Genomic DNA, 17685 nt, shown 5'->3' on the forward strand with positions numbered 1-17685 from the left:
TGAAAGCTGACGGCTGAAAGCTGACCGCTAAAAGCTGATCGCTTCCCCTCATCCACCCATAACCCCATCCACCCAACATGAAAACAACATCAAAAATCTACATAGCCGGACATCGCGGTCTGGTTGGCTCCGCCATAGCACGGCGGTTGGCATCAAACGGATTTAACAATCTGGTGCTCAAACGATCCGCAGAACTCGATTTGCGGAATCAGGCAGCCGTTGCGGCTTTCTTTGAAAAAGAGCAACCGGAATACGTGTTTTTGGCTGCCGCCAAAGTGGGCGGGATATTGGCCAATAACGATTATCCGGCGGATTTTATCTATGATAACCTGATGATCCAGTCCAATATCATTCATCACAGCTACCGGAACGGGGTGAAAAAGCTGCTGTTTTTGGGCAGCTCCTGTATTTATCCCAAATTCGCGCCGCAGCCGATGAAGGAAGAGCATCTGCTGGACGGCAAGCTGGAACCGACCAACGAGCCATATGCTATCGCCAAAATTGCCGGGATCAAGACCTGCCAGTCCTATAACAGGCAATACGGCACGCAGTTCATTTCGGTAATGCCCACCAATTTGTATGGACCCAACGATAATTTCGATCTGCAAAGTTCCCATGTGCTGCCCGCGCTGATCCGCAAGTTTCATGAAGCCAAACTTGCCGGAAAACCGGCCGTGGAAATCTGGGGCACGGGTTCACCGAAACGGGAATTCCTGCATGCGGATGATCTGGCAGATGCCTGTGTGTATCTGATGCAGCACTATTCAGATAACGATATTGTCAATATCGGGGTGGGTGAGGACATCGCAATAAAAGACCTGGCGCTGCTGATTAAGGATATCGTTGGCTTTAGCGGTGAACTGACGTTTGACACATCCAAACCGGACGGCACGCCCCGCAAACTGCTGGATGTCTCCAAACTGAATGGTTTGGGGTGGAAAGCCGGTATTTCCTTACGCGATGGCATTACCCAAACCTATCAATGGTATCTGGCCCAGCAACCGTAACATCAATAACATTTGCAGGGAACGCATATATGCGTTCCGCAGGATAACATCCCCCTTTATCCCCCTTCGAAGGGGGAAATTTGGGATCTTCCCCTTAATCCCCTTTCGGAGGGCAGGGCTGTTAAGTTCTCATAAAACCAAGGAGGATTTCAATTTTATTGGTAAAAAATATTGTTGCTGTTTTCATTGAGTGATATCCATTGATACGGTATATGTTCATCGCAATGTTTTTCAATAGTGAGAGATTGGATGCTGCCGAAACGGTTTTGATCAACGAGCCATCCTCATTAAAGTTGACATCTTTCACCCAGTGGAGTTTATTTTCGATATACCAGTGACCTCGAATGCCTGTTGCAAAGTCGGCGGCACTTAGCCCCGGCTACTGATATAGTAGCTGTTCTATTGATGTGGGTTTTGGTAAGCTTTTCCCTGACGCCTGCCGCTTCTGTAACAATAGATGACGCGTTTGATGTCTATCCAATCAGCGTCCACATCTTCAGGGCATAGATACACACGATAGGTTCGATTTTCGATTCTTCCACGGTGTTTTTTCCTGGGCTTCAAAGGTGTCCGATGGTCGCTGCTCTGTTACTGTTTTTCGAAGCGTCTTGTATAAACGTTTTTGGTTGCCCTTGACTTTAACAAGATAATGGTTACCACTTTGGCGGATTTGCTGTAACGTTTTTTTTGACAATGCAGGGCATCAAGCGTAAAGGTAACTCCTGTTAATCCAAGCACTTCGGTCAATACTCTGATCAGCTCACGGGCGACTTCAATCTCACTTGATTCTTTGTTTTGAAAACGCTGAACGGCTATGACAATATTCTCCTGTTGAGCAAATGCGCTTACAAAGCTGACAAAATCCTGATAGGCGCTATCATAGCTGACAATCGTCGATGCCAACGCTTTGGCATCAATAGAAACCCAACTTTCCGGCTTGACTGGATGACAATCGGTGACCCATTGGCTAAAAAACAGCGCTCACAGACTTAAAGTCCAGGTTTATTAATACCGTGCGAATCGTAACATGTGAAGGCATTTTGTTTCGCTTCAGTTGAAACGTTTCAACAAGTGCCGATTGATTGGCTTTTAAAAACGAGCGATTTCACGATACCCAAAGCAGCGGCTCATATCGTTGCCATGATGCTCATTACTAACAACGCTGATAACTGATAACGTTTCCCTTCGGCGCGACGACGAAAAATAGGCACCGTTGCCAGATAATCGAGCAGGGTTTTGCGAGAAGTTGTTGAATCCATAAACACCCTTTTTCGCTAAATATAAAAAAAATTAGCGAGATTCAATAGAACTTAACAGCCCTGCCTTCAAAGGGGAAATCACCCCCTTCGAAGGGGGCAAGGGGATGTTTCTTTCCAGCCCGTCATATTCATGGCGGGGCTTTTTATTTGCGGAAGAATATCAATAAAAATGAGAATATATAATGAATTTTGCCGATCTGTTATGCCAGTCACAAATGCACCTATATAATGATGTATTTTGAGTCGCAAATCAAAACATGGAAGTGGTTTTTTTGACAGGATATGCATGATGAACAAGATAATACATTATTCTCTGGTAAATCCTGTTATCTTGTCAACACCAATGATCGGTAACATTAGCATTTAAAAAGAAATTGCGCAATATACGGTTAATGTGTTATACTGTCGGCTTGTTTTTTAGTAACGGATGTTACGCAGTGAATCAAAATCAAAACAAACTGCACCCTTCGATACGCGCTTTGCGCTACTCAGGATGCTAATTCGCTACTATTGGGTAACATCAGTGAATAATAAAGACTTGTTTCATTAATCTGTGATCATCCGTGTGAATTCGTGGCGAAATAAGTAACAGTAAAAAAATCTCTGTGCGCTTTGTGCCTCTGTGGCTAACAATGCGTAACATCAGTGAGTAAAAAAATTAACTTTTGAGCAGGAGATTCCTGCATCCGCGCCAAAAGGCGCTCCTTCGGAGCAGGAATGACAAATGAAAGAGCATCTGTCCTTCCTGTGAAGACAGGAATCTAGTTTAATATTGATGTAAATAATGTTAATGACCAATTGCAGTATAATTAATACGGGCTTCATGAACCTTTCTCTGTGAACCCTTGTGCCGCTGTAGCAAAAACAGTTGAATAAGCGGCGCAAAATACAAATATTTTTAATCATTAAAGTCTGCAGATATACTGCCGAAAATAGTGTCTGTAATCTAAATTCAACAATCTTTACTGAAACAGGATTAACCTCATGCTAAAACGGAATTGGCGATTCGTCTATACGATGCTCGTCATGATTGGCGATTTCATCATGATCAACGCTGCTTTCCGGCTGGCGCTGTATCTCCGTTTCCCGGAAATGGAAGAACCTCTTTCAAAGTACTTTGAGCCCTGGCTGTTTATCAACCTGATCTTTTTCCCGCTGGCCGCCATCCTCGGGCTCTACCGGAGTGTTTACAGCAGTCCGATATTACACCAGAAACAGCACCTCAAAATAATGACCTATTACCTCGGTCTGCTCACGATGTCCTATCTCTTTTTGATAAAGGGCCATGAGTTTTCCCGTGGCGTGGTAATTATCTTTCTGATGTCCCAATACATCATTCTGGAAATCATGCACTCCCTGATGCATAAAATCAACCTGCGCCTGTTCAATAAGGGATTTGGCAATCAGCGGATACTGGTGGTCGGCACCGATCTGTCCGCCCTTCGCTTTACCGAAATCCTGACCGATGCATACGGCGATTATTACGATTTGCGCGGGTTTATCGCCAATGGCACCCCCCATCACCATCCCGAAATCGCCCCGCATATTATCGGTAAATACCACGATGTGGACACGATTATCCCGGAACAGGGCATCGACAAAGTGTTTATTGTCAGCGATTCCATGCTGGAAAAGAAATACGAACCGATCCGCAAAGCCTGCGAACATTTTGGGGTTGCGGTTAAAATGGTGTCGCCGGATGTTAAAAAACTGATGAACCAGATCAAGGTAAAAGATGTTACCGGCGTACCGCTGTCCACGGACAGCCGGCGCTTGCGGGTGCCGGTGTGGCAGTCCCGCCTGAAACGGGTCTTCGATTTAATCATTTTGGCATTTGCCAGTATTTTGCTCATACCCGTCGGGACCATCATTGCGGCGATGATCCGCTTTACCTCAAAAGGTCCTGTTTTTTTCAAACAAAGGCGTTCACTGTATAAAGGCGGACCGGAATTCTGGTTCTACAAATTCCGCACCATGTATGACAATGCCGATGACATGAAAGATAAAATTTGGGCAAATAACGAAACCAACGGCGCATTGTTCAAAATGAAGGATGATCCCCGGGTAACGCCGGTCGGCAAATTCCTCCGCAAATACAGCCTGGATGAAATTCCCCAATTTATTAATGTATTAAAAGGGGATATGAGCATCGTTGGACCGCGTCCCTTGCCGATCAATGATTTTAACAAAATCAAAAATGGCAAAGTGAACTACGATTGGTATGCCAAGCGCGGGAACACCAAACCGGGCATTACCGGATTGTGGCAAATTTCCGGCAGAAGCAACCTGTCGTTTGAGGAAATGTGTTTGCTGGATCTCTATTATATCGAAAACCAGTCCATTTTCTTTGATATGGAGATCCTGTTTGAAACGATTCCGGTAGCTTTCCTCGGTAAAGGCGCCTATTGATTGGATGATGTAACATATTTGATATATGAAAAGGGAGCACAGATTTGTGTTCCCTTTTTGTTGAATGTATTAACTGATGTTACGCATCAACTGTTCTTGCCACAGAGACACGGAGAACCACAGAGAAATATTACAGCAACCTTTTCTTTAATAAATGCTTGTTTTTGCTGATTATAACCTTTTCATCTCTCACTGTCTTTTTAGAGTTTAAAAAATCTCTGTGTTCCTCGGTGTTTCTGTGGCTAAAATGCGTAACACCGGTTATTAACCACAAATTCCACGAATTTTCACAAATTAATATTTCTTTGAAAGCATTGAATATTAACATACCTGCTACTGTCATTCCCGCAATCTTTTAGCGGGAATCTATTCTTTGATGACTGATAACAACTTTCAGGCAGGACGGTAATAGGACTCAATATTGATTCGTGAATTAAGTTGGGATGTTTTAGATGAATATGTGATCATTTTAATAAAACTTTGGTTTCAGACCTCACCCCTTATCCCCTCTCTCTAAAAGGCGAGGGGGAAATATACTATACAATTCAGTTGTTTGGCTCCCCTCTCCTCATAGGAGAGGGGCAGGGGTGAGTCCAAAAAGATCTGAAAGTTTAGTGTTTTTAGTTTGGTTATTTCTTAAAATAGCTCACGAACCAATAAAATGGAAAACCTGTTCAAGCATCTTTAAGTCATTCGAATAATTTGTGAAATTCGTGGATAAATCAGTGTTTTTCATGTGGTAAATAGCCTTTCAATCCAAAAAACCTAACCGCTTTCCTTTTTTATTGCATCCGTTAACCCGTAAAATTAGATTCTGTCTGACAAATTCAACAGTTGAGGCGATCCATGATTCAACGTTTTCGCAACATATTATTTCTGCTAATCTTCAGCTCATTGACGCTATTTGGACAGGAAACCCTGCCGCCGTATCATTGGGCGAATGATGTTATCGATTATCTCAAAGTAGCCGGACATCTCCCCGGTGTCGATGTCAATCAGCGACCGCTGGAACGGGATGCCATTGCCCGGGAACTGCTAAAAATCGGCTGGCAGCAGCAGCTTTCCGCAAAAGACCGGTCGATCATCCGTTTGCTCTACCGGGAATTCAGCCCGGAAATTGCCCAGTTGGCACGTTTGGGCGATTGGCGCGAATTGTTTAATACCGCAATGGGTATTCTGAAACTGCCGTTGGAAATCCCCGATCGCTCAACGGCAATAAAACCGGGATTTTTTGGCGAACTTTATCTGCAAGATTCCCGCGATACTGAAACCCAAACCGAATATGATGCCCATGCAACCGTGATGGGTAATCTCAATCAATCGTTTACATTTTACAGCAATCTCCGGGTTTTCAGCGATGCGCCATCGACCTATATTGGCAAGGAATACCGTAACTTATACGGCTATATGGAGCAGGGTTATTTGCAGTACCGGCAGGATTGGCTAAGCATCAAGGTCGGGCGGGACTGGCTGCAATCCGGTCCCGGACGGGATGCCCAATTGCTGTTCTCCGCCAACAGCCGTCCGTTTGATATGTATCATCTCAAATTCGGTAAATCTGTGCTGCAATTTTCGTTTTGGGGGATGCAACTGGATCGCCAGCGAATCATCGATGACCGCAGTTATATTGCCAATCGCTATCTCAACGGACACAGTTTGCGCCTGAACCTTCGCAATCGCATTTACATCGGCATCTCCGAAGTTGCGTTGTATGGCGGCGAAAACCGTTCCTGGGAGATGGGATTTGTCAATCCGCTGTCCTTTTATTATCTCTACAATTTGAATCAGGAAGTGGGCGGAACCAACGCCAACGTGCTCTATACCATCGACTGGGATTTGTATGTTTTCCCGCAGATGAACATCTACGGCGAATTTTTGATCGATGATTATCAGGTGGATAACGCCGTGCCGGGTGATCTGGAGCCTGCAGAGTTGGGGCTGCTGCTCGGATTTCAATGGGCAAATCCGGCCGGTTTTTCCGGCAGCAAATTGCATCTGGCGTACACACAGGTGCGAAACCGCACGTATAACGTCGCTGCGCCGCCGTTTGGCAAATACCTGCACCGCAACGAGGAAATCGGGCATTATCTGGGCAATAATTTCTGGCAACTCGCGCTCGATCTGGATTACTGGCTGAAACCCGAATTGCAACTCACCGGATTCACCCGTTTCACCAAACAGGGGAGGGGAGTGTTGCCGGTGTGTTTAACGAAGATTTTTTGAATTTTACGCCGGAAGAAGGTTACGATGAACCGTTTCCGTTCGGGATTGTCGAGCGGGATTGGCAAAGCGGTGTGCGGGTGTTTTACAAACCGCATCACCTGGCATATTTGCGGTTTGATTTGACCTACTCAGATATTTCCAATTTCCAGCATTTTGAGGGACAGGCAACATCTGATATGCAGTTGCGCGTTGCCGCCGGTTGGGAATGGGAAAAACTCTGGCGATAGTTTCGGATTATAAAAAGCCATTAATCAAAAAAGGTCTGCACAATTTGTGCAGACCTTTTTGTTTTGCTGCCTGAACATTTCCTTCAACCCAAAAAGAAACCCATTCGAACGATACGAACTGGTTTGTCAGACAACGTTTTTATTACTTTCGATCAATCAATCCGTTTTACGGGGACGTCCTCGTTTACGTTTCGCCGGTGTTTCTTCAACCTCTACCGCCTGCGGTTTAGCTGGCTTTTGGTGAGTGAGATTGACCGGTTGATTTTTGCGCGGTTGCGGATTACCGCTGGCTTCTGCCAATCGCTGGGCTTTTCGCGCCCGAAGCTGGGTCAGTATCTCTTCAACTTTGGTTGAGTTTTTACTACCGGAATCATTGTTCGTAGATGCATTTTGTGCCGGTGCGGCTTCCGCTTCATCCATCTCCGCATCTTCTGCATGAATTCTGTCCGGATACAACTTGACTTCGCCGGGCAGGCAGTTGAAGCGATTCATCATTTGCGCCCAGTTTTCCAACTCCTCTTTAAAAAAGCTCAGTCGTGCTCTGGACGGATTAAAATGTGATGGAATCTCGTTGCGAAATGCCCGCTGGGTCAGGTCAAAAATTTTGTCATAACCCATAAATTTCGCCGCCTGGTTGGGAGACAATCCCATTTTGTCATTGGTATAAATCCGGAAATTAAATTCTTCTTTCAACCAACTGCGGGTCCAGTCCGGCGAATCTTTGAATATTTCATCCAGTAATTTGATATACTCCTGATCCTGTGTGGCGTAGCGGATTTGGGCAATGCCGATTCGTGCTTCGGGATTTTTCGGGTCGTCAGCTAAAATACGATTGTAAATGGCTTCGGATTTGTCAAATACCTTGCCTTTGCGATACGATTTTGCCAGATCGAGCCACGCTTCGGTTGTGTTTTCAACTTCCGCATAACGCTCGTAATAGCGCATGGCTTCGTCGTATTTTCGAATTTTCTTGAGTGATCGTGCCAGCATTTGATAGCCCGGACCATAACCGGGATTTATCTTGATCAGTTTTCGCAATGGCTCGACCGCTTTTTTAAATTCTTCACGTTCGTAATATTTCCGAGACCAGTTTAGCACAACGTAAAACTGGAGGCGTTGCTGCAGAAATGTGATGTCCTGCGTTTCGTTGTAAATATCCATATGCGTCGTAAAGATCATTCGTGGTTGACCTTTTTTGCGCTTGGTACTGTTCAGTTCCGATGTAATTCGTTTGAAATAGTTATATACTTTTTGACGCAGAAACGTCTCATTTTCAAAATTAATGGAAAATTCATCTGTACCGTTTTCGGATTTCAGTTTAAGCTCTGCTTCGTAACGCAATTTCCCTAAAAATTCTTCAACCATTTCCGGGGGTTGCATGATGTTAACGATAAATTCGAGTGATTTTTCCTGATTATCCATTACGAAAAAACTGGTAATACCGATCTTGTTCGTTTCAAGATCCCATTTCCGGATCTCAACTGCAACAAGACTTAAATCTTTGGTGATTGCCATTTGAAACAACTCCTTAGTGATTAATGAATTTTAATTTCTCAATCAGCATTCCAGGCACGACGTATGCCGGAAGACGGGTTAATGATCAGGAAATTTTGCTTTGTATGTTCCTGATTTAGTGATATTAATTGTTGAACAGCAGCCATACAGGCACCGCCTTCAACAGATGTTTGAATTCCCTCTTTACGGGCCAACCGTTTACAGGCGTCAATCATCTCATCATCCTCAATGTGAATGATATTCAACGAAAGTGTGTTCAATATCTTGCTGATCAAGGGGTATAATACTGTGTTCGTACAATAAAGATCCGCTGCTATTGAATCTGTCACTTCCGGGATTTCCGATTTCAACTGCTTCATAAACAAGGAAAGCGCCGGAAATTTGCTGCTCTGGACCAGCCAGATTTTGGGTAATGTCACGTTTTTCAGAAAACCGAGCTTTTTGAATTCGCTGAGTGCTTTCCACAATCCCATAACCAGAACACCGTCACCCAATGGTAGCACCATTACGTCGGGCATCTTTCTATGAAATTGTAAAAAAAGCTCGTAAAATATTGTTTTTGCACCTTCTATCCGAAAAGTGAAACCCTGTTCCGTTTGATCAAAAATCCGTTCTGATGAAGCTAAAGCCGTTGCCCGCATTTTTTCGCGTTCGGTGGCGGTCCATTGAATACGCTTTACATTTGTGCCAAACTCACGACATTCCTGTGCTAATTGTTCAGGAAACGTATCGCTGGTCATCAGCAAGTTTTTTTGTTGTGCAGCCGCACAATACATGCTGAATGATACGCTTGACGTCCCGATACTTTCTGCAAAACAGGTCTCGTATCTGAATGGCTGTATTGCAGAAATCAATACGCTCATTTCCCGATCGCGCATTGAGCCACCGGGATTGTTTGCCTCTTGTTTTAAAAAAATATTCTGAACATTTAAAGATTTGGCAATCCGTTCCAATCGATAAATGGGTGTGTTACCTTCTCCCAAACTGACCGGTTGCTGCTGTTCTTTAATCGGTAGAAGATCCTCAAATCCCCAAATTGATGTAAAATGGTAGTTTTGAAAACCTTGCAATTCTTTGCGTGCTTTATATAGGTCATAAACCGCAAATAACGGGTCTGAGCACGCTACACAGCGAAAATTTGTGGTATATATATCGTATTCTTTTTGGCACCCTGAGCACTGGTAGTTCAGAAAATAACTCATTGCGTAACCTGTATTTGACTATTTGTAATAGATCTGCCGACTAACTTTTCCGGAATGCCTGTCAAACAATAAATGGCTGGATTGGTAAAACCAAATCATTAAAAGTGAGCCCAACAGGCTGATGAGAATACTTTTCATTATCGCAAATAATTTACCAGGCTTGAACGCTTTCGGACATTTTATTCAGATATTAAGATTAAAAACAACTCCCTTCATTTTTAAAGTTGCTTGGAAAATTAGGAATACTATAAATATTTGTAAATAAAATATTTATGATTGGTTACAGCTGATATACATATATTGAGCTGAGCGCCATTAAAGCACACAAAATTATCTGGAAAGACAATCCTATTTGCAAAGATTCGTATAAAGAAGTACAGAGTGAATCAGGAGTAGAATTGAAACTCAACTGAAAAGAATATTTATTAATTCAAATATATCCCGTCCAGGAGTTTGTAAAAAAAATGATATGAAGAGTAATATTGAGAATACATAATAGAATGAAATACCAGAGACCTAAATATAGAAATTGTTCCGTTGATCACTTCTGATATATTACAAACTTTTAATGCGAATATCAAATACTATTCTTAAAAATTAGATAATTATAATACTTCGATTTTTGACAATTCTTTTAACATTGTTTCAATAGTGTCTGCGTGGATCGCATGGATGCCAATGGATTTGGCTGATTGGACATTTTCGCGGGTATCGTCAATAAACACGCACTTTTCGGGTACCGTTTTAAGTGATGTAATCATGGCGTGGTAAATGGCCGTTTCCGGCTTCAATAAATTGAGTTTGTAAGAGAGAAAAAAGAAATTAAAATTAATAAGGAAGGTGCAATTTTTTTGTGCAACCCGCCAATGCAGCGGATCCGTATTTGAACAAACACTCAGCGTGTAATTCCCGGATAGCCTATGAATAAGTGATGCAATACCGGTTTTTGGTTCGCCAATGAGTCTTTTCCATATTGCCGCAAAACGGTAGTAGCTAATGTCGCAATCGTACCGGTTAACAAATTCACGGTAAAATTCAGTGGGCGAGAGCGTTCCGCCCATAAAATTTAAATGGGTGGGCGATAGAAAAAAATCTTGTAGTTCCGTTCGGGATTTTCCGGTGCGTTCAGCAAGTTCGTCTAGCGTTTTTTCGGGGTGAATATCAATCAGGACATTGCCCAAATCAAAAATAATGTGTTCAATCATAAGTTTTTTTGGTTAGATCATTAAAATTATTACGGTAAAGTTCTCACCCCGTATGAATTTTTGTCATTCAATTTTTTGTGAAAATGCTGTTGTGCGGTAGCAGCTTTAATATGAATTGCAAACTAATATTGATTAACGATCAATTAAATGTATTAATTTATTACATAATTTCGGATAATTCCCATATAAAAAAGATGACGCAGTTTGTTTTTCGAGTGTGAAAATATACTATCCGGAATCGTGTTTGAGAAGTTCTTTTTGCAATCAATGTTTTGTTTGTGTCGATAAAATTATTTTTTCGGCTCAATTTAATAATCACAAATGTTGGCAAATGTTCAACAATTCGAGAAAAAGAGTAACCGTTTGTTGCAACTGAACGGACTTTTTTAATAATATATTTGAATGTTAAATATAGAAAGGGGTTGAGATGCAGGTTTTGACAGGATTGGATATCCTTAAAAAAAACAATTTCAATTTGTTCAAAGGGCGTAAAACCGGGCTGGTTTGCAATCAGGCATCCGTTGCCGGAACGCTGGAACACGCTGTCGATTTGTTTTATGCGGCGCATCAGTCCGGCAAATTGTCGCTAAATGCGCTGTTTGGCCCGCAACACGGACTTTGGGGACATACCCAGGACAATATGATTGAATGGGAAGGCGGTTTTAAAGATCCCCGGACAATGGTGCCGGTTTACTCGCTGTATGGCGAGAATCGCAAGCCCACACAAAAAATGCTGGATGGGCTGGAAGTGCTCGTCATCGATATGCAGGATGTCGGCGCAAAATATTATACGTTTATCTGGACGATGGCGCTTTGCATGGAAGCCTGTCAGGAGAACAATATCGAAGTTGTTGTGCTCGATCGCCCCAACCCGATTGGCGGCACTCAGGTGGAAGGTCCTTTTCGCCACGGCGAGTTCACCAGTTTTGTGGGTTGGCACGATATGGCTATTCGCCACGGGTTGACCATTGGCGAGATCGCCAAATATTTGCTGCATTATCATTATCCCGACTGTCAGCTAACCGTTGTAGAAATGCAGGGCTGGAAACGCGATATGTATTTTGAAGCAACCGGCTTACCTTTTGCGATGCCATCACCGAACATCCCGGCTACTGAAAGCACGGTTGTCTATCCCGGTCAATGCTTATTGGAGGCAACCAATATATCCGAAGGTCGGGGAACAACGCGTCCGTTTGAGCTGTTTGGCGCGGCGTTTGTGGATGGCTGGCAATTTGCTGAAGCCATGCAATCGTATCATTTGCCGGGTGTTGTGTTTCGTCCGCTGCTGTTCCAACCGACATTTCACAAATTTGCAGATGAAATTTGCGGTGGCTGTTTTATTCATGTGGTAAATCGTCAAATGTTTAAGCCATTCCTGACAACCATTGCGCTGTTGCGGGAAATGATTCATCTCTACCCGGATGATTTCGCATGGAAAAATCCGCCGTATGAATATGAATACATCAAAATGCCCTTTGATATTCTGGCATCCAACGACTGGCTGCGCCAAATGCTGGAAGCGCAGGCGCCGTTAGCGGAAATGGAAGCACGCTGGCTGCCGGATACCGCGGAATTTGAAGAAATCCGCAAGCCGTTTTTGCTGTATTAATTTATTTTCTGTGGATTATTCAACGGTGCCGTTGTAATGATTGTAATCTTTTAAAACGGTGTCGAGAAACATTTCCGGCGCTAAATCCGGTGCCAATCCCATTTTTTGGGCAATCTGTTCCGCCGCTTTACGGATCACCAATCGACGGGTTTTGGCGTCCGGCAATCGCGGTGCGGTGTTCAGCACTTCTTTGATAATCGCCGCATCTTCATCGGTCAACTGGTGAACTTGCGGGTAAGTCGGTTGATAATCGTCCTCAATTCGGGTTAAAATTGTATCGGTAATGGATACATTTTGCCCGATTTTGATGACTGTTGTTCCGGCTGCCAAATCCCCAAGCCGTTGCCCGGTGGATGTAAACAAAATTGAAAGAATTGCGCCCGCACCGGAAGTTATCGTAAAATCAACCAGACGTAACATCCAACGCAATAAATAACTGCTCAATGTCGGTTGCGAACCGTCCAGTTTGGCAACTTTGATGTTCCGCGCCCGCTTCCCGATGCTTTGCCCGTTCATGGTTATTTCGCAAATCAGGTCGTAAAATCCGATAACAAAAAATATTGCCCAACCGCTAATTTCGCCGGGAATAATGGCGTTGCTCGATAGAAATAACATCGCGAATGCAAATCCCAACAGGATAAACCAGTCGATCAAAGTAGCCAAAATCCGCTCGCCGATATTGGCAATTTCGTATGAAATGGAAACATTTTGGGTAGTGGAGATGTTCACACGGTTCATCAGAAAATAAGTATCCTGCCTTATTGCGATGGTTAAATCAATCCGCGCGCTTTTAGCTGCAGATATTGATTGATGGTTGCAACCGTTAGATTTTCCGGTGACGTCAGGATCGCAAAAATACCGGAGCGCTGTAATTCTTTGACAATCTGCCGTTTTTCATAGGAAAATTGCTCGGCAATTGTTTTGCGATAAACCATTTCCGGGGTTTCCGCTGCGCTGTGCAAAATACCCTTCAATTCGGTATTCTCAAAAAAAATCACGACCAGCAAATGACGCCGGGCAATGCGCCGTAAATAGGTGAGTTGCCGTTTCAACGCGGTGAGCGTTTCAAAATTGGTGAACAGTAAAATCAGGCTGCGTTGATTTAACCTTCGCAAAAGTGTGAGATACACAGACTGGTGATCCGATTCCAGAAAATCAGTCCGTTGGTTGTAAAGCGTTTCCATCACTTTGCGCATTTGTCCGGGCGTGCGTTCTGCCGGTAAAATGCTGCCAATTTTATGAGAAAATGTGATGATGCCGGCGCGATCCTGTTTCAGCAATGCGATGTTGGAAATCACCAAACTGGCGTTGATGGCATAATCCAGCAGCGACAATTCGTTGAACGGCATCTGCATCACCCGCCCCATATCAATCACGCTGTACACCTGTTGCGACCGTTCATCCTGATAGTGGTTGACCATCAGCGCCCGTTTGCGGGCAGTGGCTTTCCAATTGATGGTGCGGTGGTCATCGCCGCGAACGTATTCGCGAATCTGGTCGAACTCCATTGTGTGTCCGATCCGACGCACTTTTTTAATACCCGCTTCGGTTAGCCGGTTAGAAATCGCCATCAATTCATATTTACGCATCTGGATAAACGAGGGATAGGCGGGAACCATCGCGCCATTCGTTTCGAAGCGAAAGCGCCGTTTGATCAAACCAACCGGCGTTGAAACGTAAACATTCAACGTGCCGAAATGATATTCGCCACGCGCCACCGGACGCAACGAATAGGAAATGTGGCGCGTTTCTCCTGGTGACAGCGCGACATCGTACCCGGCATCGCGAATCTGGAATTGAAACGGTAACTCATCTAATACGGATGTTTGTATTTGAAATGCAAATCTGTTTTCGATGAAAACCCGGACATTGTTTTCATCGCCGTTGGAAAAGCGCTCCGGCAATTCCCGCCTCGCAAAAATGACGCTGTTTTGGCGAAACAGCAATAGCATGTCGATCAGTGAAAAAAATAGCAGTGTCACTCCGGCAATTTCCGCGACAAACGTCAGCGAGCGGAAAAAATAGCTCAGAATGTGCAGCACGGCAACCGCGCCGATTGCCTGATATAATCGCGGTGCCAGATACAAATCTTTGATCATTTGGAGCATTGATTTCATGCTTAACGCGGAATTTCCAGCCGCTGTAAAATATCCCGGATAACGACTTCCGTGGTTTGCCCTTCCATTTCTTTTTCCGGCGTGAGCAGCAGCCGGTGTTGCAGCGTCGGCGTGATTACATCCTGAATATCTTCCGGCGTTACGAAATCGCGGTTGCGCAGCGCGGCCATCGCTTTTGCTGCGGTCAATAATGCCAGCGACGCCCGAGGCGATGCGCCCAAATACAGCGACGGATGATTACGGGTTTGGTCGGCAAATGTGGCGATATAATCCAGCAATTTTTCTTCGATATGTATGGCGCGCACTTTTGCTTTCAGCGATAAAATTTCCGCCACGTTCAGCACCGGTTGGATGCTGTTGAGATCGTTGCGATTCCCGCGGTCGTGAAATTCCCGCAGAATGTGTTTTTCCTGATCCAGATTGGGATATGGCACCGAAATTTTGAATAGGAACCGGTCCAACTGTGCTTCCGGCAGTCGATAGGTGCCCTCGTGCTCAACCGGATTTTGGGTGGCGACCACCATAAACGGCTGATCCATCGGATACAATTTGCCATCCATCGTGATCTGTCGTTCTTCCATCACTTCAAATAGTGCAGCTTGCGTTTTTGCCGGTGCTCGATTGATTTCGTCGATGAGCACAATATTCGCAAATATCGGTCCGTGATTAAACTCGAATGTTGCGCTGCTTTGATTGAAAACGTTGGTGCCCAAAATATCCGACGGCATCAAATCCGGCGTAAACTGGATGCGTCCGAACGCGACGGAAAGGGTGCGCGCCAGCAGCCGTGCAGCCAGCGTTTTGGCAACGCCGGGCACACCTTCGATGAGCACATGTCCATCTGCCAGCAGCGCGGCAATGAGCAAATCGACCATATTTTCCTGACCGACAATAATTTTGCGAATTTCCGCGCGGATGCGATTCCGGGCTTCCTGCAAATCGCCGACATCGACTCTCGGCGGTTGTTTTGAAATTTCATCCATCTGTTAAGCTTCCTTATTCTGTGCGTTGAATCGATTCCGTTATTGGGTACCAGGATTCGATCATCCGGTTGAGTTTCAACAATTCCTGCACGCTGATTTGTCTGGAATCGCCGATTGCGGCGAAAAAATTAAACAAATTCTCAATTTCCGACAGTGGGCGAGTGGTTTTCCGGGCGAGCGTTTCTTGCAATTCAGGTGTAATTTCTGCAGTGTTCACCCGGTAATTTTCCCGCAAAAATTCCAGAAAATGATTGATTTTTTTCTGCGCCATTTTTTTGTGGTCACGCTGGTTAAAATACAACCTGCCGACAATATTCACAAATTCCAAAGTAGTGTTTTGCAACGGGTTGATCACCGGAATGATGCGCTGTTTCCGGCGACCCTGAAAAATGATAAACAGCAAAACGCCCAACAAAATAATGAAATATGCGCTTTTCAACGCCGGCTGGCTAAGAATAAAACGGATCGGTGTTCGAAACATCCGGCGGCGTTCTTTGTAATATTCGTCCCAATACACATCGGTGTCGTCCAAAAATGACAGCGCAGTGGCGATAAACCGGTAATTTTCTGCGAGCAACATATTATAATTGGTAAAAATAAATGGCGTTGAGCTGAAAATAAATTGCCCGTCGCCGTTCGGAATGCGCAGCAAAGTTACTTTTTGTTGGGAATTTGTCGCCAAAATAACGGCCCGGCTGGAATCGAATCCGGTGAAGTAAATCCCGACGTTATCGTGCCGGAAACGATAGCCGGAATCTGTCTGCAAAAACGGGCTGGTAAATTGCAATTGCAACGAATCGGAAATGTCCATCGGGAAAAAGCTGGTAGCAATGTTCAACGTATCGGCAAGATGTCCGCGAAAGCGTTCCGCTGCGAGAAAAATATTGCCCCCGCGTTCGGTAAAATCCATCATTGCATCAGTTTCCAAACGATCGAATTCCAATTTGAGATCGATAAACAGAAAATTTGGCGTATCGTCCTCTGCGAGATCCGCGAGTGTGTGCAGCAACGGCAGGTTGTTTTCGAAAACATTGCCCGAAGGAAAAAAATCTGCGAGAAAATCGTGGACAACAAAACTCCCGAACGGAATTTTATCATATCGCGAGAAGCTGGGTGTTTTGTTGATTGCTTTTGGCGCCCGTGTTTCAAGATACGTGAGCAGCAAAATACCCAAAATCACTGCGATTAAAATGTTGCGTTTATTTTTCATTAAACCATTGTTTTTATTTCATTTCGAAAATGAGAAAATTGTGCAGAAACGCGTTGATACTGATTTGCTTCCACATCAAAATGACCATACCAGGCATATTCGTAAACAGCGATAATTTCCGAAAAATCGTGCTGAACGGCTGTTTCGCCCAACTCGGATAGATATGCGCGATTGGTTTTGTGAGGGTGCCAGCGGATCATTCCGGCGATTTCCAGTTCTTTGAGAATTTTCAAAAATTGCCAGCGAACCGCCAACCGGAACTGTTGTTGCTGCTCCGCTTCTTGGATGAGCGCGGGTAAATCCAGCGTTTGTAAATTTTCGGGATGCTCGCTGAACCGGACAGACAGATCGCTTTTTTCAGCGAACAACGCCTGCCATTGCTGGCCGCGCAATTTGTAATAGGCGTAACCGAACGCCAGCGCGATAAAAGAATAGAGGATCAGATATCGCAGCCAGGAATATGCGGGCATCAGCAAAAATTGCAGCACTTTTTCCCAAAACCATGTTTCGGCGCGCTCAAATAGGGAAACGCCGGTTTTGCTTTTACGATCGTATTTGAAATCCGGGTTGTTGCGAAAGGTTTCGATTTGCTGTTCGTTGGGCAGGCGTATTTCGATGTTGCTGGAATCTGTCGTAACGCTGTCAGAATTTGAATAGACAGGTAAAATCAATAATAACAACAAAGTAGCGATTCCGAAAACAGGTAAACGTTGCATCAT

At 44.4% G+C, this 17685-nt stretch carries 14 protein-coding genes; 5 read left to right on the forward strand and 9 right to left on the reverse strand.

The window, feature by feature from the left end; translation table 11 throughout:
- Nucleotides 1-77 precede the first annotated feature (77 nt).
- A complete protein-coding gene (locus H6629_23305) occupies nt 78-1007 on the forward strand; it encodes a GDP-L-fucose synthase (protein ID MCB9070715.1) in 930 nt (309 codons plus the stop codon).
- Nucleotides 1008-1595: 588 nt separating this feature from the next.
- On the opposite strand, the gene H6629_23310 is transcribed toward H6629_23305, so the two are convergent.
- Complete coding sequence (locus tag H6629_23310; protein MCB9070716.1) at nt 1596-1910, reverse strand: hypothetical protein; 315 nt, start codon at nt 1908-1910, stop codon at nt 1596-1598.
- 1340 nt (nt 1911-3250) lie between these two features.
- Between H6629_23310 and H6629_23315 the strand changes: the two genes are divergently transcribed.
- From H6629_23315 to H6629_23325, 3 genes are all read left to right on the forward strand, one after another.
- Nucleotides 3251-4675, forward strand: coding sequence for a sugar transferase (locus tag H6629_23315; GenBank protein ID MCB9070717.1), 1425 nt, complete (start codon nt 3251-3253; stop codon nt 4673-4675).
- Nucleotides 4676-5521: 846 nt separating this feature from the next.
- Nucleotides 5522-6898: a hypothetical protein gene (locus H6629_23320; GenBank protein MCB9070718.1), complete on the forward strand. Its 1377-nt coding sequence runs from the start codon at nt 5522-5524 to the stop codon at nt 6896-6898.
- Nucleotides 6877-7125, forward strand: coding sequence for a hypothetical protein (locus H6629_23325; protein MCB9070719.1), 249 nt, complete (start codon nt 6877-6879; stop codon nt 7123-7125). Before H6629_23320 ends, H6629_23325 begins: the two co-directional genes overlap by 22 nt.
- Nucleotides 7126-7281: 156 nt before the next feature.
- Here H6629_23325 and H6629_23330 read toward each other — a convergent pair whose 3' ends face one another.
- The 3 genes from H6629_23330 to H6629_23340 all read right to left on the reverse strand — a co-directional run bounded on the left by H6629_23330 (nt 7282) and on the right by H6629_23340 (nt 11047).
- Nucleotides 7282-8640 (reverse strand): tetratricopeptide repeat protein, encoded by a 1359-nt coding sequence (locus H6629_23330; GenBank protein ID MCB9070720.1) that lies wholly within the window; start codon nt 8638-8640, stop codon nt 7282-7284.
- Nucleotides 8641-8678: 38 nt separating this feature from the next.
- Nucleotides 8679-9842 (reverse strand): pyridoxal-phosphate dependent enzyme, encoded by a 1164-nt coding sequence (locus H6629_23335; GenBank protein MCB9070721.1) that lies wholly within the window; start codon nt 9840-9842, stop codon nt 8679-8681.
- Nucleotides 9843-10447: 605 nt separating this feature from the next.
- Nucleotides 10448-11047 carry an HAD family phosphatase gene (locus H6629_23340; protein ID MCB9070722.1) on the reverse strand — a complete coding sequence of 200 codons (600 nt, stop codon included), beginning with the start codon at nt 11045-11047 and terminating at the stop codon, nt 10448-10450.
- 427 nt (nt 11048-11474) lie between these two features.
- On the opposite strand from H6629_23340, the gene H6629_23345 reads away from it, so the two are divergent.
- A complete protein-coding gene (locus H6629_23345; protein ID MCB9070723.1) occupies nt 11475-12656 on the forward strand; it encodes a DUF1343 domain-containing protein in 1182 nt (393 codons plus the stop codon).
- Between the two features lie 15 nt (nt 12657-12671).
- Here H6629_23345 and H6629_23350 read toward each other — a convergent pair whose 3' ends face one another.
- The 5 genes from H6629_23350 to H6629_23370 are packed head-to-tail and all read right to left on the reverse strand — an operon-like array spanning nt 12672 to nt 17685.
- Nucleotides 12672-13394: an RDD family protein gene (locus H6629_23350; protein ID MCB9070724.1), complete on the reverse strand. Its 723-nt coding sequence runs from the start codon at nt 13392-13394 to the stop codon at nt 12672-12674.
- A gap of 32 nt (nt 13395-13426) precedes the next feature.
- Nucleotides 13427-14773: a DUF58 domain-containing protein gene (locus H6629_23355; protein MCB9070725.1), complete on the reverse strand. Its 1347-nt coding sequence runs from the start codon at nt 14771-14773 to the stop codon at nt 13427-13429.
- Between the two features lie 2 nt (nt 14774-14775).
- Nucleotides 14776-15756, reverse strand: coding sequence for a MoxR family ATPase (locus H6629_23360; protein MCB9070726.1), 981 nt, complete (start codon nt 15754-15756; stop codon nt 14776-14778).
- A gap of 13 nt (nt 15757-15769) precedes the next feature.
- On the reverse strand, nt 15770-16966 hold the full coding sequence (locus H6629_23365) for a hypothetical protein (protein ID MCB9070727.1): 1197 nt from the start codon (nt 16964-16966) through the stop codon (nt 15770-15772).
- Nucleotides 16966-17685: a DUF4129 domain-containing protein gene (locus tag H6629_23370; protein ID MCB9070728.1), complete on the reverse strand. Its 720-nt coding sequence runs from the start codon at nt 17683-17685 to the stop codon at nt 16966-16968. Before H6629_23370 ends, H6629_23365 begins: the two co-directional genes overlap by 1 nt.

The organism is Calditrichia bacterium, from assembly GCA_020634975.1.
Lineage (GTDB): Bacteria > Calditrichota > Calditrichia > RBG-13-44-9 > J075 > JACKAQ01.